The organism is Halorubrum sp. LN27 (assembly GCF_016635065.1).
GTDB classification, from domain to species: Archaea; Halobacteriota; Halobacteria; order Halobacteriales; family Haloferacaceae; genus Halorubrum; species Halorubrum salipaludis.
Genome location: NZ_JAEPET010000001.1, coordinates 2675023 through 2699856, shown reverse-complemented (window position 1 = coordinate 2699856; position 24834 = coordinate 2675023). Strand labels below are relative to the sequence as shown.

The 24834-nt window shown below is 70.0% G+C and carries 31 protein-coding genes and 1 pseudogene; 13 read left to right on the top strand and 19 right to left on the bottom strand.

Features of this window, described 5'->3' with window-relative positions; translation table 11 throughout:
• Positions 1-6: 6 nt before the first annotated feature.
• The 3 genes from JIN95_RS13295 (at position 7) to JIN95_RS13285 (ending at position 3253) form a co-directional block, all read left to right on the top strand.
• On the top strand, positions 7-600 hold the full coding sequence (locus JIN95_RS13295) for an LUD domain-containing protein (RefSeq protein ID WP_200531788.1): 594 nt from the start codon (positions 7-9) through the stop codon (positions 598-600).
• The gene (locus JIN95_RS13290) at positions 593-2827 is read left to right on the top strand and encodes an LUD domain-containing protein (protein ID WP_095635807.1); all 2235 of its coding nucleotides are present in this window, start codon (positions 593-595) and stop codon (positions 2825-2827) included. Before JIN95_RS13295 ends, JIN95_RS13290 begins: the two co-directional genes overlap by 8 nt.
• Positions 2828-2950: 123 nt before the next feature.
• Positions 2951-3253 carry a PRC-barrel domain-containing protein gene (locus JIN95_RS13285; RefSeq protein WP_095635808.1) on the top strand — a complete coding sequence of 101 codons (303 nt, stop codon included), beginning with the start codon at positions 2951-2953 and terminating at the stop codon, positions 3251-3253.
• Positions 3254-3281: 28 nt separating this feature from the next.
• Here JIN95_RS13285 and JIN95_RS13280 read toward each other — a convergent pair whose 3' ends face one another.
• The 12 genes and pseudogenes from JIN95_RS13280 to JIN95_RS13230 form a co-directional block, all read right to left on the bottom strand.
• Positions 3282-3605, bottom strand: a complete 324-nt coding sequence (locus tag JIN95_RS13280; RefSeq protein WP_200531787.1) for a hypothetical protein — start codon at positions 3603-3605, stop codon at positions 3282-3284.
• 104 nt (positions 3606-3709) lie between these two features.
• Positions 3710-4126, bottom strand: coding sequence for a hypothetical protein (locus tag JIN95_RS13275; RefSeq protein WP_095635810.1), 417 nt, complete (start codon positions 4124-4126; stop codon positions 3710-3712).
• A gap of 22 nt (positions 4127-4148) precedes the next feature.
• The gene (locus JIN95_RS13270; protein ID WP_095636237.1) at positions 4149-4841 is read right to left on the bottom strand and encodes a hypothetical protein; all 693 of its coding nucleotides are present in this window, start codon (positions 4839-4841) and stop codon (positions 4149-4151) included.
• A 91-nt stretch (positions 4842-4932) separates the two neighbouring features.
• A complete protein-coding gene (locus JIN95_RS16495; protein WP_200531786.1) occupies positions 4933-5529 on the bottom strand; it encodes an amphi-Trp domain-containing protein in 597 nt (198 codons plus the stop codon).
• 57 nt (positions 5530-5586) lie between these two features.
• Positions 5587-6039, bottom strand: coding sequence for a DUF5804 family protein (locus tag JIN95_RS13260; RefSeq protein WP_200531785.1), 453 nt, complete (start codon positions 6037-6039; stop codon positions 5587-5589).
• Between the two features lie 73 nt (positions 6040-6112).
• Positions 6113-6343 carry an HU family DNA-binding protein gene (locus JIN95_RS16505; RefSeq protein ID WP_343124414.1) on the bottom strand — a complete coding sequence of 77 codons (231 nt, stop codon included), beginning with the start codon at positions 6341-6343 and terminating at the stop codon, positions 6113-6115.
• Between the two features lie 204 nt (positions 6344-6547).
• A pseudogene (locus JIN95_RS16500) lies at positions 6548-6736 on the bottom strand (HU family DNA-binding protein); the annotation flags it as partial.
• 232 nt (positions 6737-6968) lie between these two features.
• Complete coding sequence (locus JIN95_RS13250; RefSeq protein ID WP_200531784.1) at positions 6969-8171, bottom strand: methionine adenosyltransferase; 1203 nt, start codon at positions 8169-8171, stop codon at positions 6969-6971.
• 93 nt (positions 8172-8264) lie between these two features.
• Positions 8265-9386 (bottom strand): aminotransferase class I/II-fold pyridoxal phosphate-dependent enzyme, encoded by a 1122-nt coding sequence (locus tag JIN95_RS13245; RefSeq protein WP_095635813.1) that lies wholly within the window; start codon positions 9384-9386, stop codon positions 8265-8267.
• 25 nt (positions 9387-9411) lie between these two features.
• On the bottom strand, positions 9412-10578 hold the full coding sequence (locus JIN95_RS13240; RefSeq protein WP_234699209.1) for a DUF5821 family protein: 1167 nt from the start codon (positions 10576-10578) through the stop codon (positions 9412-9414).
• Between the two features lie 45 nt (positions 10579-10623).
• A complete protein-coding gene (locus tag JIN95_RS13235; protein ID WP_200531783.1) occupies positions 10624-11364 on the bottom strand; it encodes a methyltransferase domain-containing protein in 741 nt (246 codons plus the stop codon).
• A gap of 10 nt (positions 11365-11374) precedes the next feature.
• Positions 11375-11785, bottom strand: a complete 411-nt coding sequence (locus JIN95_RS13230; RefSeq protein ID WP_200531782.1) for a nascent polypeptide-associated complex protein — start codon at positions 11783-11785, stop codon at positions 11375-11377.
• A 149-nt stretch (positions 11786-11934) separates the two neighbouring features.
• Here JIN95_RS13230 and JIN95_RS13225 point away from each other — a divergent pair, with 149 nt between their 5' ends.
• Positions 11935-12708, top strand: coding sequence for a creatininase family protein (locus JIN95_RS13225; RefSeq protein WP_200531781.1), 774 nt, complete (start codon positions 11935-11937; stop codon positions 12706-12708).
• Between the two features lie 21 nt (positions 12709-12729).
• Here JIN95_RS13225 and JIN95_RS13220 read toward each other — a convergent pair whose 3' ends face one another.
• Positions 12730-13437 carry a 6-hydroxymethylpterin diphosphokinase MptE-like protein gene (locus JIN95_RS13220; RefSeq protein WP_200531780.1) on the bottom strand — a complete coding sequence of 236 codons (708 nt, stop codon included), beginning with the start codon at positions 13435-13437 and terminating at the stop codon, positions 12730-12732.
• Positions 13438-13611: 174 nt separating this feature from the next.
• Complete coding sequence (gene folP / locus JIN95_RS13215) at positions 13612-14838, bottom strand: dihydropteroate synthase (protein WP_200531779.1); 1227 nt, start codon at positions 14836-14838, stop codon at positions 13612-13614.
• A gap of 173 nt (positions 14839-15011) precedes the next feature.
• Here folP and JIN95_RS13210 point away from each other — a divergent pair, with 173 nt between their 5' ends.
• Positions 15012-15242, top strand: coding sequence for a hypothetical protein (locus JIN95_RS13210; RefSeq protein ID WP_095635819.1), 231 nt, complete (start codon positions 15012-15014; stop codon positions 15240-15242).
• A 6-nt stretch (positions 15243-15248) separates the two neighbouring features.
• On the opposite strand, the gene JIN95_RS13205 is transcribed toward JIN95_RS13210, so the two are convergent.
• Positions 15249-15848, bottom strand: coding sequence for a DUF192 domain-containing protein (locus JIN95_RS13205; protein ID WP_200531778.1), 600 nt, complete (start codon positions 15846-15848; stop codon positions 15249-15251).
• Positions 15849-15944: 96 nt separating this feature from the next.
• Between JIN95_RS13205 and JIN95_RS13200 the strand changes: the two genes are divergently transcribed.
• From JIN95_RS13200 to JIN95_RS13180, 5 genes are all read left to right on the top strand, one after another.
• On the top strand, positions 15945-16529 hold the full coding sequence (locus tag JIN95_RS13200) for a hypothetical protein (protein ID WP_095635821.1): 585 nt from the start codon (positions 15945-15947) through the stop codon (positions 16527-16529).
• Positions 16526-17392: a TrmJ/YjtD family RNA methyltransferase gene (locus JIN95_RS13195; RefSeq protein ID WP_200531777.1), complete on the top strand. Its 867-nt coding sequence runs from the start codon at positions 16526-16528 to the stop codon at positions 17390-17392. The genes JIN95_RS13200 and JIN95_RS13195 overlap by 4 nt, the downstream gene beginning before the upstream one ends.
• A 107-nt stretch (positions 17393-17499) precedes the next feature.
• The gene (locus JIN95_RS13190) at positions 17500-18141 is read left to right on the top strand and encodes an AzlC family ABC transporter permease (protein WP_233138850.1); all 642 of its coding nucleotides are present in this window, start codon (positions 17500-17502) and stop codon (positions 18139-18141) included.
• Complete coding sequence (locus JIN95_RS13185) at positions 18138-18491, top strand: AzlD domain-containing protein (protein WP_095635824.1); 354 nt, start codon at positions 18138-18140, stop codon at positions 18489-18491. The genes JIN95_RS13190 and JIN95_RS13185 overlap by 4 nt, the downstream gene beginning before the upstream one ends.
• A gap of 800 nt (positions 18492-19291) precedes the next feature.
• The gene (locus tag JIN95_RS13180) at positions 19292-19930 is read left to right on the top strand and encodes an IS6 family transposase (RefSeq protein ID WP_200530785.1); all 639 of its coding nucleotides are present in this window, start codon (positions 19292-19294) and stop codon (positions 19928-19930) included.
• Between the two features lie 110 nt (positions 19931-20040).
• Here JIN95_RS13180 and JIN95_RS13175 read toward each other — a convergent pair whose 3' ends face one another.
• The 3 genes from JIN95_RS13175 to pyrB form a co-directional block, all read right to left on the bottom strand.
• Entirely contained in the window at positions 20041-20901 is an 861-nt protein-coding gene (locus tag JIN95_RS13175) for a hypothetical protein (RefSeq protein WP_200531775.1), read from the bottom strand.
• A gap of 378 nt (positions 20902-21279) precedes the next feature.
• The gene (gene pyrI, locus JIN95_RS13170; protein ID WP_050026268.1) at positions 21280-21738 is read right to left on the bottom strand and encodes an aspartate carbamoyltransferase regulatory subunit; all 459 of its coding nucleotides are present in this window, start codon (positions 21736-21738) and stop codon (positions 21280-21282) included.
• Complete coding sequence (gene pyrB / locus JIN95_RS13165) at positions 21735-22676, bottom strand: aspartate carbamoyltransferase (RefSeq protein WP_095635827.1); 942 nt, start codon at positions 22674-22676, stop codon at positions 21735-21737. Before pyrB ends, pyrI begins: the two co-directional genes overlap by 4 nt.
• A gap of 188 nt (positions 22677-22864) precedes the next feature.
• Between pyrB and JIN95_RS13160 the strand changes: the two genes are divergently transcribed.
• Entirely contained in the window at positions 22865-23182 is a 318-nt protein-coding gene (locus JIN95_RS13160; RefSeq protein WP_095635828.1) for an ASCH domain-containing protein, read from the top strand.
• A 22-nt stretch (positions 23183-23204) separates the two neighbouring features.
• Here the strand turns inward: JIN95_RS13160 and JIN95_RS13155 are convergent, their stop codons facing one another.
• Complete coding sequence (locus JIN95_RS13155) at positions 23205-23957, bottom strand: DUF2797 domain-containing protein (protein ID WP_200531774.1); 753 nt, start codon at positions 23955-23957, stop codon at positions 23205-23207.
• A 114-nt stretch (positions 23958-24071) separates the two neighbouring features.
• Between JIN95_RS13155 and JIN95_RS13150 the strand changes: the two genes are divergently transcribed.
• Together JIN95_RS13150 and JIN95_RS13145 are read left to right on the top strand one after the other, a co-directional pair.
• Positions 24072-24494 (top strand): BsuPI-related putative proteinase inhibitor, encoded by a 423-nt coding sequence (locus JIN95_RS13150; protein ID WP_095635830.1) that lies wholly within the window; start codon positions 24072-24074, stop codon positions 24492-24494.
• On the top strand, positions 24491-24817 hold the full coding sequence (locus JIN95_RS13145; protein ID WP_198951490.1) for a hypothetical protein: 327 nt from the start codon (positions 24491-24493) through the stop codon (positions 24815-24817). Before JIN95_RS13150 ends, JIN95_RS13145 begins: the two co-directional genes overlap by 4 nt.
• Positions 24818-24834 lie beyond the last annotated feature (17 nt).

Genomic DNA, 24834 nt, shown 5'->3' with positions numbered 1-24834 from the left:
TGACGTATGTCAGTCGCCGACCGCTCGACGTTCAAGCGCCGTCTGGACGACCTCGGCGTGACCGTCACCGAGGGGGCCGCGAGCGAGTGCGCGGACCTGATCGACGAGGCCGCCGGCGACCCGGCGGTCGGCGTCGCGCTCGGTGACGGGGTAGCCGCCGACGGCGATGCGACGGACGCGACGGACGCGACCGTCGCGCTCCCCGACCGGATCGAGACCGATCCGACCACGGCCGAGCTCCGCGCGGCCCACACCGGCGTCACCGACGCGGAGCTCGGCGTCGCCGCGTACGGGAGCGTCGCCATCGAGGCCGACCGCGCCGGCACCGAACCGGTGAGCCTCTTCGTCGACCGCCACGTCGTCGTCCTCCGCGAGGCCGACCTCGTCCCGGACATGCCGGACGCATTCGAGTGGCTCGGCCCGAGGGCGCGCGACGGCTCGGCCGACGTGGTGTTCGCCACCGGGCCGAGCGCGACCGCCGACATGGGCGGGCTCGTCCACGGCGCGCACGGCCCGAAGGAGGTCCACGTGGTACTGTTGTGGGAGGACGGCGAGGACGATGGGAAACCGGCGAACTCCGAGGTGACCGGCGATGAGTAGCGACGCCGCGAAGGCCGATCGCATCCGGGAGCTGATGGCGACCGAGGGCGACGCGGTCGCCGAGAACACCCGCGGGTTCAACGAGGGGCGCTACGAGTCGACCGGGCGGCTCGACGACTACGAGGCGCTGAAAGAGCAGGCCCGCGCGATCAAGGAGGACGCGATCGGCCGGCTCCCGGAGCTGATCGACGAGGTGACCGAGGCGGTCGAGGCCAACGGCGGGACCGTCTACGTCGCCGACGACGCGGCCGACGCGAACCGGTACATCACGGAGCTGACCGCCGAGGAGCGCGACGCAGACCGCCTCGTGAAATCGAAGTCGATGACCTCCGAGGAGCTCGAGGTGAACGAGGCGCTCGAAGCCGAGGGCGTCGAGGTGGTCGAGACCGACCTCGGCGAGTGGGTGCTCCAGCTCGCCGACGAGGCCCCCTCGCACATCGTCGCGCCGGCGATCCACAAGTCCCGCGAGGGCATCTCGGAGCTGTTCGCGGAGCGGTTCGACCTCGACGACCCGCCCGAGACGGCGGAGGAGCTCACGATGTTCGCCCGCGAGCGCCTCGGCGAGCTGGTCGAGGACGCCGACGTGGGGATGACGGGGGCGAACTTCATCGCCGCCGACTCCGGCACCATGCTGTTGGTCACCAGCGAGGGCAACGCCCGGAAGTCGGTGACCGCGACCGACACCCACGTCGCGGTCGCGGGCGTCGAGAAGCTCGTCCCGACCGTCGAGGACTTCTCGCCGTTCGTCGAGCTGATCGGGCGCTCGGGGACCGGCCAGGACGTGACCTCCTACATCTCGACGCTGACCCCGCCCGTCGACTCGCCGGTGCCGGACTTCCAGGACGACGGGGAGCCGCTCGCCGACGGCTCGGGCGACGACCGCGACTTCCACCTCGTGTTGATCGACAACGGGCGCATGGCGATGCGCGACGACGAGGAGCTGAAGGAGACGTTATACTGCATCCGGTGTTCCGCCTGCTCGAACGCGTGCGGCAACTTCCAGAGCGTCGGCGGCCACGCGTTCGGCGGCGAGACCTACTCCGGCGGCATCGCCACCGGCTGGGAGGCGGGCATCGAGGGGCTCGACGTGGCCGCCGAGTTCAACGACCTCTGTACCGGCTGCTCGCGCTGCGTCCCGGCGTGTCCCGTCGGGATCGACATCCCGTGGATCAACACGGTCGTCCGCGACCGGATCAACCGCGGCGAGGTCGACTCCCGCCAGACCGACTGGCTCTTCGAGGAGCTGGTCCCCGACGAGGAGCCCGCCGGGCTCGACCTGGGGACGCGGGTCGTCGGCAACTACGAGACGGTCGCGAAGTTGGGGAGCCTCACCGCGCCGATCGCGAACCGCCTCGCCGACGCCGGTCCCCTCCGCGCGCTCGCCGAGCGCGTGACCGGGATCGACCGCCGGCGCGACCTCCCGGAGTTCGCGAGCGAACCGCTCGTCGACTGGTTCGAGCGCCGGGGCGGCCCGGCGGTTCCGGCGGACGAGGCCGCCAGAGAGGCGGTCCTCTACCCCGACACCGCGACCAACTACGTCGACGTCGACCGCGGCAAGGCGGCGGTGCGCGCGCTGGAGGCGCTCGGCGTTCACGTCGAAGTCCCGGACCTCCCCGGAAGCGGGCGCCCGCCGCTCTCGCAGGGGATGGTCTCGACCGCGACGGCGGCGGCCGAGGACGCGTACGCCGGGCTCGCCCGCCACGTCGACGCCGGCCGCGACGTGGTCGTGATCGAGCCGAGCGACCTCGCGATGTTCCGGCGCGAGTACGAGCGGCTCCTCCCGGAGGCGTCGTTCGAGCGCCTCGCCGACGCGAGCTACGACGTGATGGAGTACTGCTTCGGCCTGCTGGAGAACGGCGGCGACCCGGCCGCGCTCCGAGCGCCGGCGGAGGGGACGGGACCGGTGGCCTCGGGGAAGCGGGTCGCCTACCACCCGCACTGTCAGGCGCGGACGATCGGCGTCGGCGAGCACGCGACCGCGGTGATGGAGCGGCTCGGCTACGACGTGCGCGTCTCCGAGACGGAGTGTTGCGGGATGGCCGGCTCGTTCGGCTACAAGACGGACTACTACGAGCTGAGCATGGACGTGGGCGAGCCCCTCCGCGAGCAGTTCGGGGACAGCGACCGGACCGTCGTCGCGTCCGGCACGTCCTGCGGCGAGCAGCTGGACGCCCTTCTCGAGTCGTCGCCGATGCATCCGGTGGAGCTGATCGCGCCGCGGGAGTAAGCCGGATCGGCGCCCGAGAGGGGACCGCCCTGGCGCCCGCGACGCGGCCGCCCCGCCCGCCCCGTCTGACGGGCGTCGTTCGACAACGAACGCTTAATAGGCGCGCTCGTGACCGTATCGCATATGAACGCTGCTCCGGAGGAGATCACGTCTCTCGTCGGTCGCGAGGTGTACTCGAACAACGGCGTCTTCGTCGGCGAGATCGAGGACGTGCGCCTCGATCTGGACGCGCAGGCGGTGACCGGGCTCGCGCTCGCGGAACTCAATCACGAGCTGTTCGCCGGGCGCGTCGACGGGAACACGGGCGTCATCGTCCCGTACCGCTGGGTCCGCGCCGTCGGCGACGTGGTGCTGATAAACGACGTGATCGAACGGCTCGACACCGGGAGCGACGAGTCCGAGGCCGAGGCCGAACTGGAGGTCTGACTCCGCGCGCGTCTCCGGTCCCCGCCCGTCAGAAGGGGAGCGCGTCCCGCAGGCTCGTCAGGAACCCGCCGCCCTCCCGCCGCTTGCGGTCGAACACCGGGTACAGCGCGTCGAGGAACTCCGTCTCGTTCTCGAACCGGGTCTCCGGCACCTGATCGAGCGCCTCGCCGAGCGTGACCGTCCGCCCCTTGGCGTCGTACGGGATCTCGTCGTCGCCGAGGGCGTCGCGGATCTCCTCGGCCGTCGCCGGGAACGACACGTCAGCCTCCTCGATCCGTTCGTCGAGCACGGCGATGCCGAACTCGATCGCGTCCGGCTCAGAGGATCCGCCGCCGGGTGGGCGTGCTGCCATCGCGGGTCGGTACTCGCTCGGGACGTTTTAAACCCATGTTCGTCGACCGCGTCGGCCGGGGAGGGGGCGTCGGCGAGGCCTCCCGATCGGCACCGCGGACGCCGTCACTCCGGGAGCGACTCCTCCGGCGGCGCCGCGTCGAGGACCGCCAGTTCGATCCCGTCGCCGGCGCGGTCGAACGCGGCGACCGCGTCGTCGTCGTACGGCGGGACCGCCACGAGCACGACCGCCGCGAGGTCGTCCGTCTTCGACACGCCGAGGAAGCCGTCGGGGTGCGAGACGAACCGCGCGCCGCCCCGGCCGGCCGGCGTCCCGAGGTCGACGCCGAACACCGCGTTCACCGACCCGCCGACGCCGGCGGGCGTGAAGTGGGTCAACACCGGCGTCTCCGGGTCGAGGCCGGTCTCCTCGTCGAACTCACCTGCGCGCGTCGCCGAGAGCCGGAGGCTCGTCTCGTCGGGATCGTTCTCGGCGCCCTGTTCGAGTAGCACCGTCAACAGGTCGCGCGTGACGTGGATCACGGGCACGCGGGTTCCGACACGGTCAGATCCCGAGCGCCGACCGCAGGGTCTTCGCGTACAGCCCGGGCGCCTTGCGGCGCGACCCGGAGAGCGCGTCCTCCACGGCGAGCGCGGCTCGCTCGTCCACGCCGACGCCGTGGCCCACGCGGACTCGCTCCGGGTTCAGCCCGGAGAGCGCCTCCGTCGGCGGCGTCAACCGGAGCATCGGGTGGACGCCGAGCCGCTCGCGGTCGCCCCGGAAGTACGAGGCGGAGCCGAGCGACTCCGGGACGATCAGCGTCTCGCCGTCGAAGAAGCCGACCTCCTGCCACGGCGGGACCGTCGAATCCCGGATCCGGAACGCATCGAAGCCCGAGTCCGCCAGCCGCGAGCCGAACCGCTCGACCGGCGCGTCGAGCTCGTCCGCGACGCCGGTCATCCAGTCGGCGACGTAGACGGGGGCGTCGTGTCGGGCCGCGATAGCCGCGCTGTCGCGCTTGTGGCGGTCGAGGCCGATCGCGACGCCCGCGACCGTGCCGAGCTCGTCGAGCAGGTCGTCGACGCCGGGCGCGTCGACCGGGTCGAACACCCAGACGTCGTCCGTCTCGCTCTCCTCGTTCGGGACCGCGACCGCGTGGCTCGCGCGCTCCATCCCCTCGTCCGGGTACGCGATCCAGCCCACGCCGCTGCCGAAGCGATCGATCTCGTGGAGCGCCGCGTCGCCGTCGCCTTTCATTCCCATGGTACGTATTCGGCCCGGACCCATTTCAACCCGTCTCCGGCGGACCCCGGAACCGTCTCCGAGACCGACCGGTGGCGGGTTCCGTTTACGCTCCGGAGGCGTCCTCGAACTCATCGGCGACCGCCGCGTCAGGCGAGTTCGCCATCACGCTCCGGAGTCCCTTGAGGGCGTTGTGTTTGCGCGTGTACCCCTCGCCGCCGGTCGCGATGATGTTCCCGTTGCGATGGCGAAGGCGCCAGCGCCACTCCCCGTCTCTGCCCCGATAGACCTCGAACCGGGCCAGCGACTGCGTTCCGTCGGCCGCCTCCGCGAGCGCGGGATTCCCGTCCGCCTCGTCTGTGTCTTCCGTCTCGTCCGCTCTTTCCGTCCTTCGCGCCTCGCCCGCTTTTTCCGCCCTGCGCGCCTCGTCCGTCTCGTCGGCAGTCTCCTCGTCGGACGACACCGCGGACGCGTCGCTCGACGCGGACCACTCTAGCTCCAGTTCCAGGCTCGTCTCGTCGTCTTCGGTTTCGAGTTCGATCTCGAGCGTGAACTCGTCCGGCGTCTCGACGGTCACGGCGTCGTCGCCGTCGCCTATCCGAACGGCTCCCGCGCGAACCCCGTCGGCGACACCGCTCAGTATCGACGCGATCTCCTCGCGGTCGCCCGTCACTTCCCGTTCGTACTCGTCGCGTTCGGTCACAGCGACAGTCGACCGGGGAGGCGGATAACGTTTCGGCGACGGCGGAGCGCTCCCGACCTACCCCGAGAACTCCGACTCGCTCACCCGGACGATCACCGTCTCGTCGACGTCGCGGAGGTCGTACTCCGGCGTCTCGCCCTGCGTCCGGCGGACGTAGAGCGGTTCGACCGGGCGCCCGTCGACGAGGCCGAACACCTTCAGCCGCTGGTCGGTCTCTTCGGGGGGGACCGCGCCGTCCCGCACCTCGCGGGCGAGGTCGCGCGAGAGCCACTCGCCGGGGGAGACCGAGGGCTCGCGGACGAGCGCCTCGTCGACGAAGCGCACGAGGTACCAGTTGAGATCGTTCAACAGCGACACCGCCGCGCCGAGGCTCACGGTGTCGACGGCGACGCTGTTCTCGAAGGGCTCTTCGATCTCGTAGGTGGCGAGCGCGTCCCGGGCCGTCTCGCGGGACAGCAGTTCGTAGGTGAGGTTCACATCCGGATCGCCGAGGAGACACACCCGCGTCACACGCGAAGGGTCTCGGCGGGCGGTGAAATCGGTTGCGGTCGTGAGGGTGTCCCGAGGAACGCCCTACCAGCGATCAGTTGACCGCCTTGGAGAGTTCGGCGCCGGCCTTGAACTTGACCACGTTCTTCGCCGCGATCTTGATCTCCTTTCCGGTCTGCGGATTCCGCCCCGTCCGAGCGGAGCGCTTCGAGATGCTGAGCGAGCCGAACCCCTCGCCCAGCGACACCCTGTCACCCTTCTTCAGCGCCTTCGTCGTCGCGTTGATGAACGCGTCGAGCGCCCGCTTCGCGTCGGCCTCCGACAGCCCTCGCTCCGAGTCGCGTCGCGTTTCCCTCGCGACGTACGCCGCGTCGATCGTCGCGTCGGCGTCCAAGCACTCGGCGCTGGCCTCGTCACCCCTCCCGGGGTTGAGATCGAGGGCGGCCGCGAACGCCGGACACCAGTCGAACGTCACCGGCGAGCCGTCCGAACGCCCGTTTTCGGGGCGTGGACGCCCGTTTCCGGACCGCGGATTGCGTCCCGTTCGGGCGGCGCGCTTCGAGATGCTGAACGAGCCGAACCCGACCAGCACGACGCTTTCGCCCCTCGTCAGGGCCTTCGTCGCCGCGCCGATACACACGTCCAGTACCGCCCCTGCGTCCGACTTTCCGAGCCCGGACTCGCTCGCCATCGCCTCGATCAGCTCCGCCTTGTTCATCGCCGCCGCTTGGCCGGTCGTCGTCGCCAGAGCCAGTCCGAGGGCGGTCGAGAGGAGCGCGCCCCTTCGCAGCACGGTTCGACGCGAAAGCCCGCTTTGTGACGCCCCGTTCGTACCCATACCAGTGTATCGGGCCCTGAAGAGATAACCGTATTGTAAATTCAGATATTTATATCAGACGCGTCTGATATTCACACCGAGATCGGCGGCGAACCCCGCCGAAGCGGCCCGTTTAGAACGTCGACACGTCGCCGTCGATGACGCTGCGGGTCACGTCGGTGACGTCCGCCAGCTCCTCGTCGACGATGGCGACGACCTCTTCCTCGATGTCGGCGACATCGAGCCCCTCCTCGGTGACGAGCTGCGCGTCGGCCACGTGGGGCTCGTCGATCGGGCGCCCGATCTGCGAGAGCAGCCGGACCTGCAGGTCGCGGATCCCGTCGACCTCCTCGGTGACGGACTCGGCGATCCGGGTCGACAGGAGGTTGTATATTTTCCCGATGTGGTTGACGGGGTTCTTCCCGGAGGTCGCCTCCATCGACATGGGGCGATTCGGGGTGATGAGCCCGTTCGCGCGGTTGCCGCGCCCCACGGAGCCGTCGTCGCCCTGCTCGGCGGAGGTGCCGGTGACGGTGAGGTAGACGGAGCCCTCGTCGTAGTCGTCGGCGGTGTTGACGTCGACGTGGACCTCTCGGTCGGTGCGGGCCTCGGCCAGCTCGGTGACGAACTCGCGCACGTCGCCGACGGCGGCGTCGTACTCCTCGAGGCCGTCGAGGTACCGGTCGACCATCGCCGCCGCGACGGTGATGTCGATCCGGTCGCCCTCGCGTTTGCCCATGATCTTCACGTCCGGGCCGAGCTCGGGGTGGTCGTCGTGGTAGGTCGTGTTGAGCTCGCGCTCGGCCTCGTAGACGATCTGCTCGGTCTCTGTCAGGGGCGCGTGGCCGACGCCGAAGGAGGTGTCGTTGGCCATCGGGACCTGCTGGGTCTCCTCGCCGAAGACGCCCCGGAGGTCGCCGGAGCCCTCGCCGAGCTTCGCGTCGACGATCACGTCGGTGCCGTACTCAAGCTCCGGGATCGCCTCGGCGAGGTAGTCGCGGGCGGCCGCGAGCGCGGTCGAGTCGACGGGGAGCTGCTCGCCCTCGTACTCCTTCGTGGCGCGGCCGACGATGAGCACGTAAATCGGCTCGACGACCTCGCCGCCGCCGTACGCGGGCGCGGCGCGGCCGGCGACCAGCTGCGTCTCGTCGGTGTTGTAGTGGAGCACCTTCCCGACGCGGTCCAAGTAGAGCTGCGAGAGCGCCCGCGACACCGACTCCGCGATACCGTCGCAGATCGAGTCGGGGTGTCCGATACCCTTCCGCTCGACGATCTCGACCTCCTGGTCCTCGACCGCTCGGCGATCGAGGCGACTGACCTGAATGTTCCGGTCCATTACGCCTCGGTACTCCGCCGGCGGCAGTATAACTTGCGGAAACCTCCTGCGACCGGGTAATGCCCCCCGGTTATCGTTTGGCAGAAATTGACACTACTTAGCCGCCTCGTAGGCCTCGGCCATCACGTCGAGCGCCTCCCGGAGTTCGCTCTCGTCGGTCGCGTACGAGATCCGAGCGTGGCCGCGCCCGCCCTCGCCGAACGCCTCGCCGGGCACGACGACGACGCCGCGGTCCAGGCACTCGTCGACGAACCCCTCGGGCACCCGCGGCATCGCGTAGAAGGCCCCCTGCGGCGTCGGGCAGTCGATCCCGATGTCGTCGAACCCCTCCAAGAGGAGGTCGCGCCGGCGCTCGAAGGAGGCGGTCATCTCGTCGACGACCCCGCGGTCGCCCCGCAGCGCGGCCTCGGCGGCGTACTGGGCGGGCGCCGACGCGCAGGCCTGCGCGTACTGGTGGACCCGCAGCATGCGGTCGACGCGCTCTTCGGAGCCGTACACCCAGCCGAGCCGCCAGCCCGTCATCGAGAATAGCTTCGAGGCGGAGTTGACCACGACGACGCTGTCGGTCTCGGCGAACTCCATCGGCGAGTGGTGGTCCCCGTCGAAGACGGTGTACTCGTACACCTCGTCCGAGACGCAGAGCACGTCGTGCTCGTCGGCGATCCGCGCGAACTCGCGCACGTCCGCCTCGGTGGAGACCGCGCCGGTGGGATTGCCGGGGGAGTTCACCACGAACGCCGCGGTGTCGTCGGTGATCGCCGCCTCGATCGCGGCCGGGTCGATCGTGAGGTCGTCCCGCAGCGGGACCGGGACCGGCTCCGCGCCCGTCAGCTTCGTCAGCGCGTCGTAGGAGACGAACCCGGGGTCGGGGATCAACACCTCGTCGCCGGCGTCGACGTGTGCCTCTAGGGCGACGTGGAGCGCCTCGCTGCCGCCCGCGGTGGCGATCACGTTACCCGGGTCGAGGTCGACTCCCTGGTCCGTCCGGTGCTTCTCGGCGATCGCCTCGCGCAGCGACCGGGTCCCCTTGTTCTCGGTGTAGGCGTCCGCCTTCCCGGCCTCGATGGCGTCGACCGCCGCCCGCCGCGCGTGGTCCGGCGTCGGGAAGTCGGGCTGTCCGAGCCCGAGGTTGATCGCGTCGTCGCCGGCCGCCTCGAACACCTCGCGGATCCCGCTGATGGAGATCCGCTCGACTCTGTCGGAGAAGTTCGGCATGTCCGTTCGGGGGCGCCGCCGGGAGTTAGTTCTTGTCACGTCGCGTCCGCTCCCACACCGGTCGCCGCCCGTCGCGTCCGGTGGGATCCCGGACCCGTCCGTCCTCGTCGACCGGGAGCGAAAACCGCCCGCGGAGCACGCTGAGGACCTCTTCCGGCGTGGCGCGGAGCAGCGCGTCGTCGACCGCGCGGAGCCGGAGCTGCGGCCGGCCGTTCCCGGCCGGCACCTTGATCGCCTCGATCAGCCCGCGCCGCACGAGCGCGCGCCGGTCCGCGGTGAGCTCCTGGCCCGCGGCGATGCCGACGCCTTCGTCACCCTCGTCGCCGATCCACCGCCTGAGGTCCCACAGCAGGTGGTCGTGTCGCGCCGCCAGCGCGACGAGGAGCGTTCGATCGGTGACCTCGCCGGTCCGCCCGACCGCGCCGTACGGGAGCGCGTCGAGCGCCGCCGCCAGGTCGTCGGCGAACCGATCGTCGAGCGTCTCGCGAGCGCCGGCGACCAGCCGGCTCCGCGCCGGCATCCCGACGCTCGCGGGGGTCGCCGCCGCGAACCGTTCGCCCACCGCCCGGGCGGCGGACCCCACTCGCTCCGGCGCCGCTTCGCCGACGAGCGTCCGGTTCCCCGCCGGGCCGGCGACCGCGTCGACGCGGTCTTGGGACGCGAACAGGGTCCGTCCGGGGTCGACCTCGCCGGCGGTCGCCTCGAGCTCCCTGCCCGTTTCGTGCCCGCCGTCCGCCCCGAGCCCGCCGTCCGCCCCGAGCCCGCCGCCCGTCCGAAGCTCGATCGCTCCCGCCGCGGCCGCCTCGGCGACCGCGGTGCCGAGGACGAGCGCTCGACCGAGCGCGTCGACGACGCCCGGCCGGCAGGCCACCCGCCACGGTGCGTCGTCCTCGGTCCGGTCTCGCGCGGCGAGTATCGGGGGAAGCAGCGCGAGCGGGACGCCGACGGCGACGACCGCGGACCGACCGGCGAGCGCCGACTCGACCGCGTCCGCGAGCGCCTCGTCGGCTTCGGCGAGCGCGACGGCGACTTCGGAGGGGTCGTCGCTAAGGGCGTCTTTGCGGTCGTCGCCGGGGTCGCCGGGGTCGCCGGGGTCGTCACCAGAGCCGTCGCTATGGCCGCCGCCGTCGGTGATTGCGCGGTCGCCGCCGTCGGAGAGGGCGTCGCCGTCGCCGGCCGTCGGTGGGACCATACGCTCCGTGGCGGCGGAATCGGAAAGAACGTTGCGGCGGTCCGGCTACGGCGCCCGGCCGAACACCAGGTACCCGGTGTGGCCGACGCCCGCGGTGGAGGGGCGGGAGCCGCGGTCGGAGAAGTCCATCTCCCGCTGTATCGTCTCGAGGGTCTCGACGCCCTCGAAGCCGGCCTCGCGCGCGGCGAGGGCGGCCTCGCGGGTCCCCTCGACGAACGGCGAGTAGACGGCGAGGCGCCCGCCGGACGCGAGCAGGTCGTCCGCGCGCTCGACGACCGCCGGGGCGTCGCCCGTGTCGAGCGTCAACACGTCGAAGGACTCCTCGTCGGCGAGCGCGTCCAGCTCCTCGGTGAGGTCGCCGGTGTGGACCTCGACGCGGTCCGCCACGCCGGCGGTCGCCATGTTCCCGCGGGCGACCTCGGCGAAGTCGGGGTCGACCTCGTAGGTGGTCACGTCGGCGCCGGCGCGGCCGAGGTACGCCGCGAGGATCCCGGTCCCCGTGCCGGCGTCGAGCACGCGGTCGCCGCCGGACGCGCCGGTGTGGCCCATCACGAGCCCCACATCGCGGGGCATCATCGGGGCGCCGGTGCGTTCGAGGTGGTTGAACAGGTCGGGGCCGCGGAGCTCGCGGACATCGAAGACGGTGCCGAGGTGCGTCTCGACGGTGTCGCCGCCCTCAACGTCCTCGGGGACCTCCAGCACGCCGAGGTCGGTGCCGAACTCCTCGCCCGGCTCCAGCAGGTACTCCCGGTCCTCGTGGACCAGCAGGTACGCGGCGTCCGTCACGCCGGATCAGTCACTCCAGCTCCGCGATGGCGGCCGCGAGGTCGCCGTCGGCGTCCTCCAAGGCCTCGCGGGCCCGCGACTGCGGCACCTCGGCGCGCTCCGCGACGAGCGCCACGTCCTCGTCGGGGATGCCGGCGTCGTCCGCGTCGTCCTCGATCGCCGCCGCGCCCGAGTCGCCCTCGACCGCCGAGGCGCTCTCGCCGGCGCCGGCGTCGGCGACCGCGTCGGGAGAGCCCACGATCTGGTAGGTCTCCTGTCCCTGGGCGTCCATCTTGGTCACCTGGGCGCCGTCGAAGACGAGGTCGTCGCCGTCGGCCGTCTCGATGACGACCCGCTCGGCGTCGAGCTCCTCGACGTCGATCCCCATCTGTTTCATCATCTGTTTCATCTTTCGCGGGTTCATGCCGCCGCCTCCGAACATACGCCGGAATTCGGCGGGACGACACAAAAAGGGTGGCGACACGAAACGGCGGGGTCGCTCGGGATTTCTCACTCGGGGTCGGATCCGGTGCTCCCGGCGAACGCGACCGAGAAAGCGGGTTTCATACGTCCCCGAACCGGAGGTCGGGTATGTATCTCGCCGACCACACGTGGCCGGAGATCGGGGCGGCGCTGTCGGACGAGTCCGTCGCGCTCGTCCCCCTCGGCTCCACCGAACAGCACGGTCCCCACCTGCCGTTAGCGACCGACCACCTGATCGCCGAGGCGCTCGCGACCGCGGCCGCCGAGGAGACGGACGCCGTCCGGACGCCCACGGTCACCGTCGGCGTCAGCCCGCACCACCGGCAGTTCCCGGGGACGATGTGGGTCGATCCGCCGGAGTTCCGCGACTACGTCGAGTCGTTCACCCGGAACCTCGCGTACCACGGGATCGACCGGGTCGTGTTCGTGAACGCGCACGGCGGCAACGTCCAGCACCTCCGGGAGGTCGGGCGCCGGCTCCACGAGGACGAGACGGCGTACGCGATCGAGTGGATGTGGGACGAGTCGATCCCGGAGCTCGTCGACGACCTGTTCGAGCACAACGGCCCCCACGCGGGGCCGAAGGAGACCGCGATGATCACCCACATCGCCCCGGAGCTGGTCGACGCGGAGCGGCTGGAGGACGCCCGCGACGACGGGCTCGTCCACCTCGACGAGTCGGACGCGGTGGTCCACGGCGCCCGGACCTACTACGACTCGATCGACAACTCCGCGAACGGGGCGTTCGGCGATCCGACGGACGTGACCGAGGAGAAGGCCGAGCGGCTGTTCGAGGCCGCGAGCGACCAGCTCGTCAAGCTGGTCGAGTGGCTCGACGCCCGCGACCGCGCGGAGCTGCTGCCGAAGGGGCGCGTGGAGTAGGTCGCGGCCCGCCGCCGCCGGTCACTCCTCGCACTCGCCGAGAACCGGATCGAGCGCGCCGTCGAGTTCCTCGCGGCGCCCGTCGAGCACGCCGAACCGCTCGTCGCGCCGGCGCTCCAGCCACCGCAACAGCCGCGCGGCCCAGTCGAGCTTCCGCGCCTTCATCGGCTCTACGTCCGGATCGTCGAAGTCCCAGCCGGGAAAGACGAGGCGCCCGGCGCCGACGTGGTCCGCGAGGAAGGCGGCGCGGTCGCCGTCGGTGAACCCGCCGAGGTTCCGGACCGGACCGACCGGCGCCGCCTGGGTCGTCGCGAGCGTCGCCCCGTCCGCGAACCGGGGGAGCCACTCGCGGACCGCGGGGAGGTTGTCGCCGTGCGCGTGGGCCGCGACCGGGACGCCCTCGCGCGTGAGCGCCGCCGCGGTCTCGGGGTTCTTGTCCAGGTCGGTCACCATGCAGTCGACGGCGACGCCCCGGTCTCGGAGGACGTCGGCGGCGGTGGACGCGGCGACGACGACGTCGGCGTCGCGGGCGACCTCGACGTCCTCGGAGAGACGGGGAGCGGCGCCCGCGACCGCCACGGTCTCGCCGCGCCAGTCGCCGAGCCGGTCGAGGGGGAACGGCGTCGCGAGCTCGGCCGCCACGTCGCGGGCCCGCTCGTCGGCCGCCCGGTCGAAGCCGAAGTCGGCGAGGATCGCCTCGTAGACGGGTTCGAAGGTCTCGAAGTTCATCTCGGATCCTCCGCTACCGAGCGATCGACGGTACGGCCCGACCGTGACGCCGAACGGCGCGGCCGCTGGCGGGCTGGAATATGGTATGGGCCGGAGTGGCACAGAGTACCCCTACCCGCGTGCCCCTCCGGCGTCCACTGAACCGGTTGTCTACACGACGGCATAAACTTTCTCTTACCTCGGGGTGTCGGCGATCGGCTCCAGCGCGTCGCCGAGAGCGCCTGAAACGTCCGAGACCGCCGATCGAACCGCGGACAGTCCGGCCGGCGTTCCGACGAGGAGTCCGGACCCGCCGTCGCCGGCGCGGTCGGGCGCTCCGCCGTCGGTGGCGGAGGGCCGGGAGGCGGCCTCGGGGGCGTCGGAGCCGGCGAGCGCGAACGCCGCGGCGACGCCGGGCTCCGCGGTCGCCGCCCGGAGCGCGCCGACGGCCTCGTCGGTGAGTCCGCGGAGCTCGTAGGTGCGGGCGACGGCGTCGCCGGCGACGGACCGGTCGGCGGCGAGCCGGGCGAGGTGGCGCTCGGCCTCCCGGACGGTCGTCACGTCGAGTTCCTCGACCGTGGTGTCCCCCGCGTCGCGGCCCGAGCGGACCCGATCGCGGGTGAACTCGGCGCCGACCAGCGCCGCGTCGCGCGTCTCGGCCACGTCGTGGGTGCGGACCACGTGAGCGCCCCGTTCGACCGCCATCGAGGTGGCCGCGAGCGACACCGGAAGCGCCTCCTCGGTGGTCCGTCCCGCGATCGTCTTCAGGAAGCTCTTGCGGTTGATCGAGACGAGCAGCGGGCGGCCGTACCCGCGGAACTCCCGGAGCCGGCGGAACGTCTCGCGGTCGTCGGCGTGAGTCTTCTCGACCGACCAGCCGCCGAACGCCGGATCGAGGATCGTCTTGTCGGTGAACCCGTTCATCGAGAGCGCCTCGTAGATCTCGTCCACGTCCTCGATCGCCCCCGGCCGCTCCAAGTCGGACGGCGAGGCCATCTTCGAGACCGCGGCGTCGTGCTCGCGGCAGACCCGGGGCATCTCGGGGTCGGCGAACCCGCAGATGTCGTTGACCATGTCGAACCCCCGGGAGAGCGCCTCGTCGGCGACCTCGTGGTACCGGGTCTCGATCGACCAGACCGCGTCGCCCGAGGTCGACTCCAGCGTCTCGACCGCGGTGTCGAGTCGGTCGAGCTCCTGTTCCGCGGAGAGCACGTCCAAGTCCTTGTTGGCCGACTCGAGGCCGATGTCGACGATGTCCGCGCCCTCGCCGATCAGCTCCTCGTCCACGTACTCGGCCGCCTCGCCCGGGTCGTCGTACACGCTCGGGTCGTACGGCGACTCCGCGGAGACGTTGAGCACGCCCATGATACGGGGCGGGTGGTCGTCGCCGATCCCGAGCCCCGCGGCGTCCACATTTCGCATACGATTACCACGGGCGCGAGCGACATAAACTGGGTGAGTCCCCGACGTACTCGCCGGCGGATCGGCGCTCGACGGGCTCGGCGACACGCGTGAGGCGTGACGGATGTGGTAGTGTGAGACGTGACGGCAGGCTTCGCGCACGCGTTAACCCCGTCCGGCACCAAAAGGTGAAAATGACGACGAAAACTGAAGATCGGTTGCTCGGACTCGCGGTGGCGGCCATCCTCGCGACGCTCGGCGGCGAACTGCTCGGGAGTCAGCTCATCATCACGGCCGGCGTTGTCGCGTTCGTCCTCGCGCTCGCCGCGCTGTTCGGGGTCATGAGCGTCGTCCTCGCCGTGAGCGTCGCTCGAACGTCGGATCTGAACGCTCCCGATCCGACGGCCATCGAGAGCGCTCGATAAGCGCGGTCACAGGTCGAACGAAAGCGAGTCCCCGACTCCGACCCCGTTTCTGTCCGTCCACTCGTAGGGCACTTCGAGCACGTACTGGCCCGATCCGGGATACCGCTGCTCGCTCCCGTCCTCGTTCGGTCCGGGCTCCGGGGCGTTGTGGATCCGGGTGATCGTCCGGTCGGCGTCGACGTAGACGATGTCGATCCCGAAGTCCATGTCTGGCATGATGAACGTCAGCGACTCTTGCGGGGAGTCGTAGACGAAGAGCATTCCGGCGTTCTCCGGGAGCGTCGGGGCGGCGCTGAGGCCGAGGACCCGCTTGTCTCGCGTGTCCGCGACCGCGGCCCGTACCGCGCCCACGTCGTCGCCCTCGGCGGTCCGAACCGCGACCGTGGTCGCGTCGTAGTCGGCGTATTCGCCGGCCGGCCAGTCGGTCGGGAGTTCGTCGGTGGCGGTGTCACGGTCGTCGGTGCCGGCATCGCCGCCGCCGTCGCCTCCCCCGTCCCCGGCGCTTTCGCCGCCGCCGTCGTCGGCCGTCGGAGCGCGCTCGCCGCAGCCCGCGAGCCCGCCGACCGACGCGGCGCCGACCGCAGCGAGGAGTCGTCGCCGTCGCATTGGCGCGACTACGCACTACGCCCGTATATGCCTCGCGAACGGGGCGCTCGTCCCCGGAAGGACGCGCTTTTATCCGCGACACGCGTAGCGTCGCACATGGCGAAAGTGAGCGTCGGCCTCCGCGGATGGCGGTTCGACGAGGAGGAGATCTTCACCGACGACGAGGAGCTGAAGCCCCTCGACGAGATTCCCGAGGAACCCCGGGAGCGTCTCGTCCGGCTCGTCGGCCTCGTCGAGGAGCCTTGCGACGTCTGTTACCTCGACTACGGCGAGAGCGAGATCCACCGGTGTAACCAGGCGGAGATCGTCTACGGCGAGCCCAACGGCGAGGTGCTGCTCTGCCCCGAACACGAGCGGGACCTGCTCTACTGGTTCCGCGAGGAGGGCGGCAGCGACCACGCGGGCTCGCTGGAGTTCGGCGACCGCTTCCACGAGTGGGTCGCCGCGGGCAACGAGGCTCCCGAGGGGTACGGGTCGGTCGAGCACGTCGAGGAGGACCCCGACGGGCTCCCGGACCTACCGGACCAGCAGGACATTCAGGAGCGCGTCGAGCAGGACTTCGACGGCGACCGGATCGACATCCTCGAGCTCGCCGGCGAGAGCGACGACGGGGGAGACGAACTGAACGAGGACGACCTCGAGGACGTCGACCTCTCGACCGACTACCCGTCGAACCGATGAGCGGCGGAGCAGACGAGGCTGGCGACGACGCCGTGGATGCTGACGCCGACACCGACGCCGACACCGACGCCGACACCGACGCCGACCCGCGGACCGCCCGCGAGCCGGTCGTCGTCGTCGTCGAGCCGGAGACGCCCGGCAACGTCGGCACCATCGCCCGGGCGATGAAGAACTTCGGGCTGACGGACCTCAAGCTGGTCGATCCGCCGGAGCTGAAGGAGGACGGCGAGGCGTACGGCTTCGCGGGCCACGCCCGCGAGGACGTGCTCCCGAACGCCGACGAGGTCACCTTCGACGAGGTCGTCGCGAACTACCACACGGTCGGCACCACCGCGATCACCGGCGAGGACGACCGGAGCCACGAGCGGTTCCCGTTCAAGACGCCCGTCGAGCTCCGGGAATCGCTGAAGACTGTCGACGCACCGACCGCCATCGTCTTCGGCCGCGAGGGCCGCGGGCTCAACAACGAGGAGCTCTCGCGGCTCGACGAGGTCTGCTCGATCCCGGCCGACGACGACTACCCCGTGTTGAACCTCGGGCAGGCCGCCACGGTCCTCCTGTACGAGCTCCGGGAGCTCACCGTCGAGGAGACGCAGCTGCCCGACACCGAGGTCACGCGCGCCCCCGAGGGCGACCTCGAGCGGTTCCACGAGTTCTTCGGCGAGTTCCTGAAGGCCACCGGCCAGCGCGAGCACGTCCGCGAGAAGAACGCGCTGCTGATGCGCCGGCTGCTCGGCCGCGCGCATCCGACCGAGCGGGAGATCCACTCGCTGCTCGGCACCTTCCGGAAGGCCAACGCGAAGCTGGAACACGCAGATCACCTCGCGACGAAGTACGACGAGCCTGTCTACCCGCGAGAGTGACCGTGGACGGAGACCTCTTCGACGGCGACTCTTCGGACTCCGACGACGCCCCCGACACCGCCGACCCCTCCGACTCCGCCGGCGACGTCTGGGCCGGGGTTCGAGACGTGTCGCCGCTGCTGCTTGGGATCGCCCCGTTCGCGCTGGTCGCGGGGATCGCCGCGGTCGACGCCGGGCTCGGGCTGGCCGAGGCGGTCGGGATGTCCCTGATCGTGTTCGCGGGCGCCTCGCAGCTCGCAGCGATCGACCTGATCGGGTCGGGCGCGCCGATCGCGGTCGTGGTCGGCACCGCGGTCGTGATCAACCTCCGCGTCGTGATGTACTCCGCCTCCATCGCGCCGCACTTCGCGGACTACGGTCGCCGGCTCCGCGCCGGACTCGCGTACGTGCTCACCGACCAGGCGTACGCGGTCGCGCTCGCGGAGTTCGAGTCGAACCCGGAGCGGAGCCGGTGGCGGTACTACCTCGGCGCGGGCGTCGCGCTCTGGGTCGTCTGGCAGATCGGAACGGTGGTCGGCGTCGTGGTCGGCGCCGGCGTCCCCGACGCGTGGGGGCTGACCTTCGCGGTCCCGCTGGTGTTCCTCGCGCTGCTCGTTCCCACGCTGAAGGACCGCCCGACCACCGCCGCGGGCGTCGGCGGCGGCGTCGTCTCGGTCGTCGCGGCCGGGGTCCCCCTGAACCTCGGGCTGATCGTCGGGGCCGTCTCCGGAATCGCGGTCGGCCTGCTGACGGAGGTGTTCGCCGAGTGACGGGGGCCCCGCTCGTGGGCGGCTCGCTCGACGTCTGGATCGCGATCGTTCTCATCGGGATCGCGACGTACGCGTTCCGGCTCTCCTTCATCCACCTGTTCGGCCGGATCGACGAGGTGCCTGCCCGGATCAAACGCCCCCTCCGCTACGTCCCGCCGGCCGTGCTCGCGGCGCTCGTGCTCCCCGACCTGGTGACGATCCGGCCCTCGGTCGCCGCGACGCTCGCCGACGAGCGGCTGATCGCGGGCGCCGTCGCCGGCGCGATCGCGTGGCGCACGGAGGACGTGACGGCGACCATCGCGGGCGGGATGGTCACGCTGTGGCTGTTCCGGTTCGTCGTGTTCGCCTGAGCGCGAGACATCTCGGCTTTTCGGCTCCGCTGAAGCGCGATCATTCAGCTATATTTCTGCCTGAGATGGATGGACGCTGAAGAGTGCGTATTGAACGTAGCTCCCCTACCGTGGGCCAAGGATTACCTCGGGAGCGAAGATAGTGAGGCTGATTAGACCGAGCAACAGGAGAATCGCGGTGAGACGCAATCCGCCCGCCATCCGTTGTCGCTCTGTCGAAAGGGACTCGGCGAATCCGGACAGAGCAAATCCGATTGCCATAATGAGCGAACTGATAGAAGAGCCATCGTGTATAATGTCGAAGTAGACGTAGATACTCAGCATAGCGAGTGAGCCAGCGAACATGACGAACGCGGTCGGTCTGCCGGAGGGTTCACTGAACACAACATCTTCGATCCTGGAGGGCATGGACCAGCCAATTCACTTGATACTGTAAATAATCACGGTAAAATGAAAACGCTCAAGATGTGATTTCTCCGTGGCACGGAACAGTACGTCTCCCCCCTTCGCTGACCGGTTCTTTCGACCGGGAACCTCTCTGACCGAGCTGATCGGGACGGAGTCGTATCCGGCACGTCGGAGAATCGATCGACGAGCCGTCGGCTCGGGACTGTAGGATGACCGCCGCTACGGTGCGGACGTTGAAAGGTGGCCGCCCCACGCGAACGCGAGACGACCAGTGGTGTCGCACACCGGCGGCCGGTCGAGTGAACGTCGGCCGCTCCGGTACTTAAACCCTCGTTCGTGCGGCTCCGGCGATGTTAAGTTAAGAACGAGGCGGTCGGTGTTTCGAATGGTCTATGTCCGAATCCAACCGCCTCGGCGGCTCTACTGATTGGATCGACTTGGAGTTTGTGGAGCGTGAGCGGACACCCCACGAGATCATTGAAACCGGTATTCAACTCCATCTTGCTGGACTATCACTTTCGAATACCAAACAGTATCTTGAAAGGTTGGGTGTCGAGCGGAGTCGAACAGCAATTCACAACTGGATTCAAAAGGCCGATTTACAGCCAGTTGACGGTACGAGCCCGAATCGCGTTGCGGTCGATGAGACTGCGATTCAGATCGATTCGGACAGATACTGGCTGTATGCCGCCGTCGATCCTCGGACAAATGAATTCCTTCACGTTGACGTATTTCCCGTCCAAAATCAACAATTTACGCTGGTGTTTCTCCGCGATCTCAGAGAGAAACACCACGTTGAGGACGCGCTATTTCTCGTTGATGCTGGCGGACACCTCACAGCAGCACTCTCACGAACCTCACTTCGATTTCAAATCACTCGCCATGGAAATCGGAATGCCGTCGAACGTGTCTTTCGAGAAATAAAACGACGAACTTCTTCATTTTCAAACACGTTTAGAAATGCGGAGCCGACGGCGGCAGAATCATGGCTCCGAGCCTTCGCCGTCTGCTGGAACCGATGCTTAAGTTAACACGACCTGCGGCTCCGGCCGGGCCCACCCGTGAGTGCGGGTCATCCGGATGCGGGCCGATCCGGGAACGCGGGCCGATCCGGGAACGCGGGCCGATCCGAGAGCGCGGGTCACTCCGGTCGGTGGACCTCACCCTCGCGCGTGTCCGCGTCCTTCCGGCGGAGCGCGGCGGCGGCGTTGTTGGCGTCGTAGCCGAAGAACACGTCTTTCGCGTACGTCTCCGCGACCTCCGCGGCGTGGATCAGGTCGTCGACGTCGACCTCCACCGCGTACAGCTCCAGCGAGAACGGCGTCTCCGGCGGCGCGCCGTGCACGTCGTAGTCGCCGCCCAGCCGCGAGCGGAACCCCCGGGCGATGGTCTCCAGCCAGTAGGTCGTCGCGTACTCGGTGTCGTACACGGGGACCACGAACTCGTCGACGTGCTCGGCGAGCCGGTCGAGGTCGAGCCCGGCCCGCGCCCGCAGGTGGCCGGGATAGGGGTCCGGATACAGCGTGAGCAGGAGTCGGCCCGGGACCCGGTCGGCGGCGTCGGCGACGAACTCGGAGATTACGTCGGCGCGCCAGTCCGCCCACTCGTCGCGGTCGCTCTCTTCGAACAGCCGCTCACACCGGTCGCAGCGACAGAACCCCTCCCTGGGGAACCCCACGTCGTCGAGGCGCACGTCCTCATTCTCCGCGGCGCAGTCCTCGACGATCTCCAGTAACCCCTCGCGGTACTCCGAGTGGGTCGGACAGATATACGCCCAGTCGAAGTAGTCGCGGTCGCGGGTCGCCGGCTCGCCGCGCTCGTCGACCGGGACGAGGTCGGGATTCTCGCTCGCCGCGGCGTTGTCGCCGAAACACGACACCATGTTCACGGCGTTCGGCAGGGGCGCGGCCGCCCGCCCCGTGACGTCTTTCACCTCGTAGAAGCCGAGGTCGAACGGCTCCATTTCGACCTCGTCGGCGTTGCGCGTGACGACCCCGTACATGGGCACCGCTACGGGACTGACGGGTAAAAACGGCGGGCATCCGCCCGCGTCGACGATCAGAAAACGGTTCCACGGGAGCGGTCGGGGACGGCCCGGCCGAAGGCCGGCGCGTCGGTTTCGCTATTCGACTTCGACCGGCTCCTTGTCGCCGGCGAACAGGAAGTACGCGAGGGCGACCAGCGACAGGACCAAGACGAGCTTCAGTTTCTTGCTCATGACTGATGTGTCGGGCGGCGGGCGCTAAAATCTACCGGAGCCCTCGTCGATCGCCGCCGCGGTCGCCGACCGGAGCGCCGTCGTGGTCGTCGGCCGATCCGACGGGAGCGCCCCCGCCACACGTCGATGTGGTCGCCCGTCACACATCGATGTGACCGGCCGTCACACGTCGATGTGATCGGCGATGTCCGCGCGCAGGATCGTTGAGCAGTAGTCGCAGCGGACGCCGTCGGCGACCACGTCGAACCGGGTGTCGACCGGCTCGTCGGCGTTCGTGATACAGTTGCGGTTCGGACACGAGAGCACGCCGGTCACGCTGTCGGGGCGGGTGACGCGGTTCTTCTCGACGACCTCGAAGTCGCGGACGATGTTAATCGTCGCCTCGGGCGCGATGAGCGAGAGCACGTCGACCTCCGACTGCGAGAGCTCTCGCTCTTCGACCTTCACGATGTCCTTGCGACCGAGCCGGTCCGAGGGGACGTTCATCCCGACCGAGACGCCGAACCCCTCGGAGCCGTCGATGCCGAGGATCGCGAGCACGTTGAGCGCCTGCCCGCCCTCGACGTGGTCGATCACGGTGCCGTCGCGGATCTTCGAGACGCGGAGCTCGTGTTCGCTCATCGGCCCACCTCCATTCCCTCGGCGGCCTCGGCGTTCTCCAGGAGGGTGTCGAGCAGCGCCATCCGCACCGGGACCCCGTTGTGCGCCTGCTCGAAGTAGGTCGCGTGATCGGTCTCGTCGACGTCCGGCGCGATCTCGTCGACCCGCGGGAGCGGGTGCATCACGGTCAGATCGTCGGAGGCGGCTTCGAGCGTCTCGGCGTCGATCCGGTACTCGCCCGCGACGCGGTGGTACTCGTTCTCGTCCGGGAACCGCTCCTTCTGGATTCGGGTGACGTACAGCACGTCGAGCTCCTCCAAGACCGGGTCGAGCTCCTCGTGTTCGCGGATCTGCGCGCCGGTCTCGTGGAGGTCGAAGCGCACGGAGCGCGGGAGCCGGAGCGACTCCGGGCTGATGAAGTGCTGGTTCACGTCGAACTCCGTGAGCGCGGCCGCCAGCGAGTGGACGGTTCGACCGTACTTCAGATCGCCCATGATCCCGATTGTGAGGTCGTCGAGCCCGTGATTCTCGCGGATCGTGTGGAGGTCGAGGAGGGTCTGAGAGGGGTGCTGGCCGGCGCCGTCGCCCGCGTTGACGACGGGGACCGAGACGTGCTCCGCGGCCAGCGTCGCGGCGCCCTCGCTCGGGTGGCGGAGCACCAGCGCGTCCGCGTACCCCTCGATGACGCGGACGGTGTCGGTGAGCGACTCCCCCTTCGAGACCGACGAGGAGTCCACGTCCCCCATGTCGATGGTGTCGATCCCGAGGCGTTTGGCCGCGCTGTCGAAGCTCATCCGGGTGCGCGTGCTCGGCTCGAAAAAGCAGAGCGCGAGCACGCGTCCGGCGTGCCGGTCCGCGTAGGCGTCGGGGTCGTCGGCGACCTCGCGGGCCCGGTCGAGCACCGCCTCGATGTCATCCCGCGAGAGCTGGGTCGCGGTGATGAGGTGGTCCTGACGCATCGTCGGAGAAGGGGACCGGCAGTATCTTGAATCCCTCGCCTCGGCCGCCGACGAGGGTGTTCACGTCCGTGGTGATCGCCGCGCTCGGCCGTTTCGAGATTCGCAGAACGCGGGGCGCGTCATCACGGGTCGCGTCCCCTCGACCCACCGCCAGCGCTTATAAACCGATCCGCGCCCAACGATCGGACATGTCCGACACCGACCCGGCCGACTTGCTTCCGAACGACCGCGTGAAACAGAGCGCGCTCGACGGCGACGTGACCCAGCTCCACCGCGGGAACCGCTACGGCGAGGAAGGCGACACCTTCGAGATCGACGGCGTGACGTTCGAACTCACCGAGGTGACGGAGCGCACCCTCGGCGACATGACCGACGAGGACGCGAAACGGGAGGGGTCGCCGTCGCTTTCGGCGTACAAAGAGCGGATGGTCCGCGCGCACGGCGGGAGCTTCGACTGGGACGACGACGCCGACGTGGTGCGACACCGGTTCCGGCGGGTGGAGTGAGCCGTCCCGAAAGTTCCGGCTTTTACCCGCCGAACGCGCCCAGACTCGACTGCAGCTCGCGGTGGGGGACCTCCTCGGTGAGCTCGTAGCCGACCAGATCCCGGGCGTCGACCGCGTACGTCGACCCGTCGCGGTCGAGCACGAGCACGCGCCCCTTCCAGCCGCGCACCGTCCCCGCCGCCATCGTCTCCGCGACGGGCCGGTCGTCGAGGTCGAGGCCGTGATCGAACGCGAACCGCTCGATGGGGTCGAACCCCGCGAGGAGCGACTCCCACACCGCATCGTCCACGTCCCGGCCGAACCCGGCGAGCTTCGTCGGGACGCGCACGCGGTCGACGAGGTCGTCGCGCTCGGCCAGCTCGGCCTCGATCTCTCTCGCGATCCGCCCGTCCGGGTACGTCCGGATGTGCGCCCCCCGGTCGGCGCCCTGCTCGCGCAGCCGGGTCTCCAGCCGCCACAGCCGCGTGACGCCCACCTTCAACACGTCCGGCGCGAACGCGGCGAGGTACACCGCGTGCGCCTCGTGGCAGTCCATCTCGTCTTTCAGACAGGTGCCCGTACAGCGGGCGCAGACCCAGACGTGACGGTGGGCGTCGCAGTACGGGGCGTCGTCGGCGTCGCAGGCGACGTGCTCGCCGTCGTGGACCGTCCCGGCGCAGCGGCGGTCGCCGAGCCCGAAGGCGAGCTCCGTGCCGGGCGTCGCCTCGACGAACTCGACGGCGCCGCCGCTGGCGACCGAGAGCCCCTCGCCCGACTCGTAGCCGACGACCTGCACGCGCTCCCGTAGGGGGAGCCGCGACTTAGGCGCGTCGTCGCCGGAAGAGAGGGGTCAGAGACCCCCCGACGCCCGCCACGTGTATTTAAGCCGATCCCCGCGAGACACACCGGCATGCTCGACGCCGCGCTCGCGATCGACACCGGCGACGACGGCGACGCCAGTGACGACGGCAACGTCAGCGACGCCGGCGGGATCGACCTCGTCCTGACGGTCCGAAACGGAGGCGACGCGCCCGAGACCCTGCGGTTCCGGACCGGCCAGCGCGCCGACTTCGCGGCCTATCGGATCGAGGGGGCGGAAGGGGAAGACGGGGACCGCGAAGAGTCCTCCCTCGACGACGACCCGGTCTGGCGGTACGGCACCGGCCGGATGTTCACGCAGGTGCTCGGAAGCGAGACGCTCGAACCGGGCGAGACGGCCACCTACGAGGCGACGTGGGGAGATCCGCCGCCGGGCCGCTACCGGATCGTCGGCGAGGTGACCGCGGAGGAGTGCGATCTGAGCGCGAGCACCGTCGCTCGGGTGAGTCCGTGAGCGCGTCCCAGTCCGCGGACGCCGAGGGCTCGGTCCGCGTACTGCCCCTGCTGGCGATGCTCGTCGGCGCCGCGCTCGGCGCGCTGGGGCTCCTGCTGCTTCCGGGGTCGCTACTGGGCGGCGTTCACGTCGCCGCGATCGGCGCCTCGCTGTTCCTCTCCGGCGCGGTCTCGACCCGACGGGTCGCGGCCCGGTTCGGTCTGTCGCCGGCGGACCAGCGCCGGTGGTCGCTGGCGTTCGCGACGCTCGCGGGGCTCCTCGCGCTCCTGTTCGTCGTGCTCAACTGGGCCACGTTCGAGGCCGGCGAGCCGATCGCGGAGTGAGTGGGATCGAAACGGGG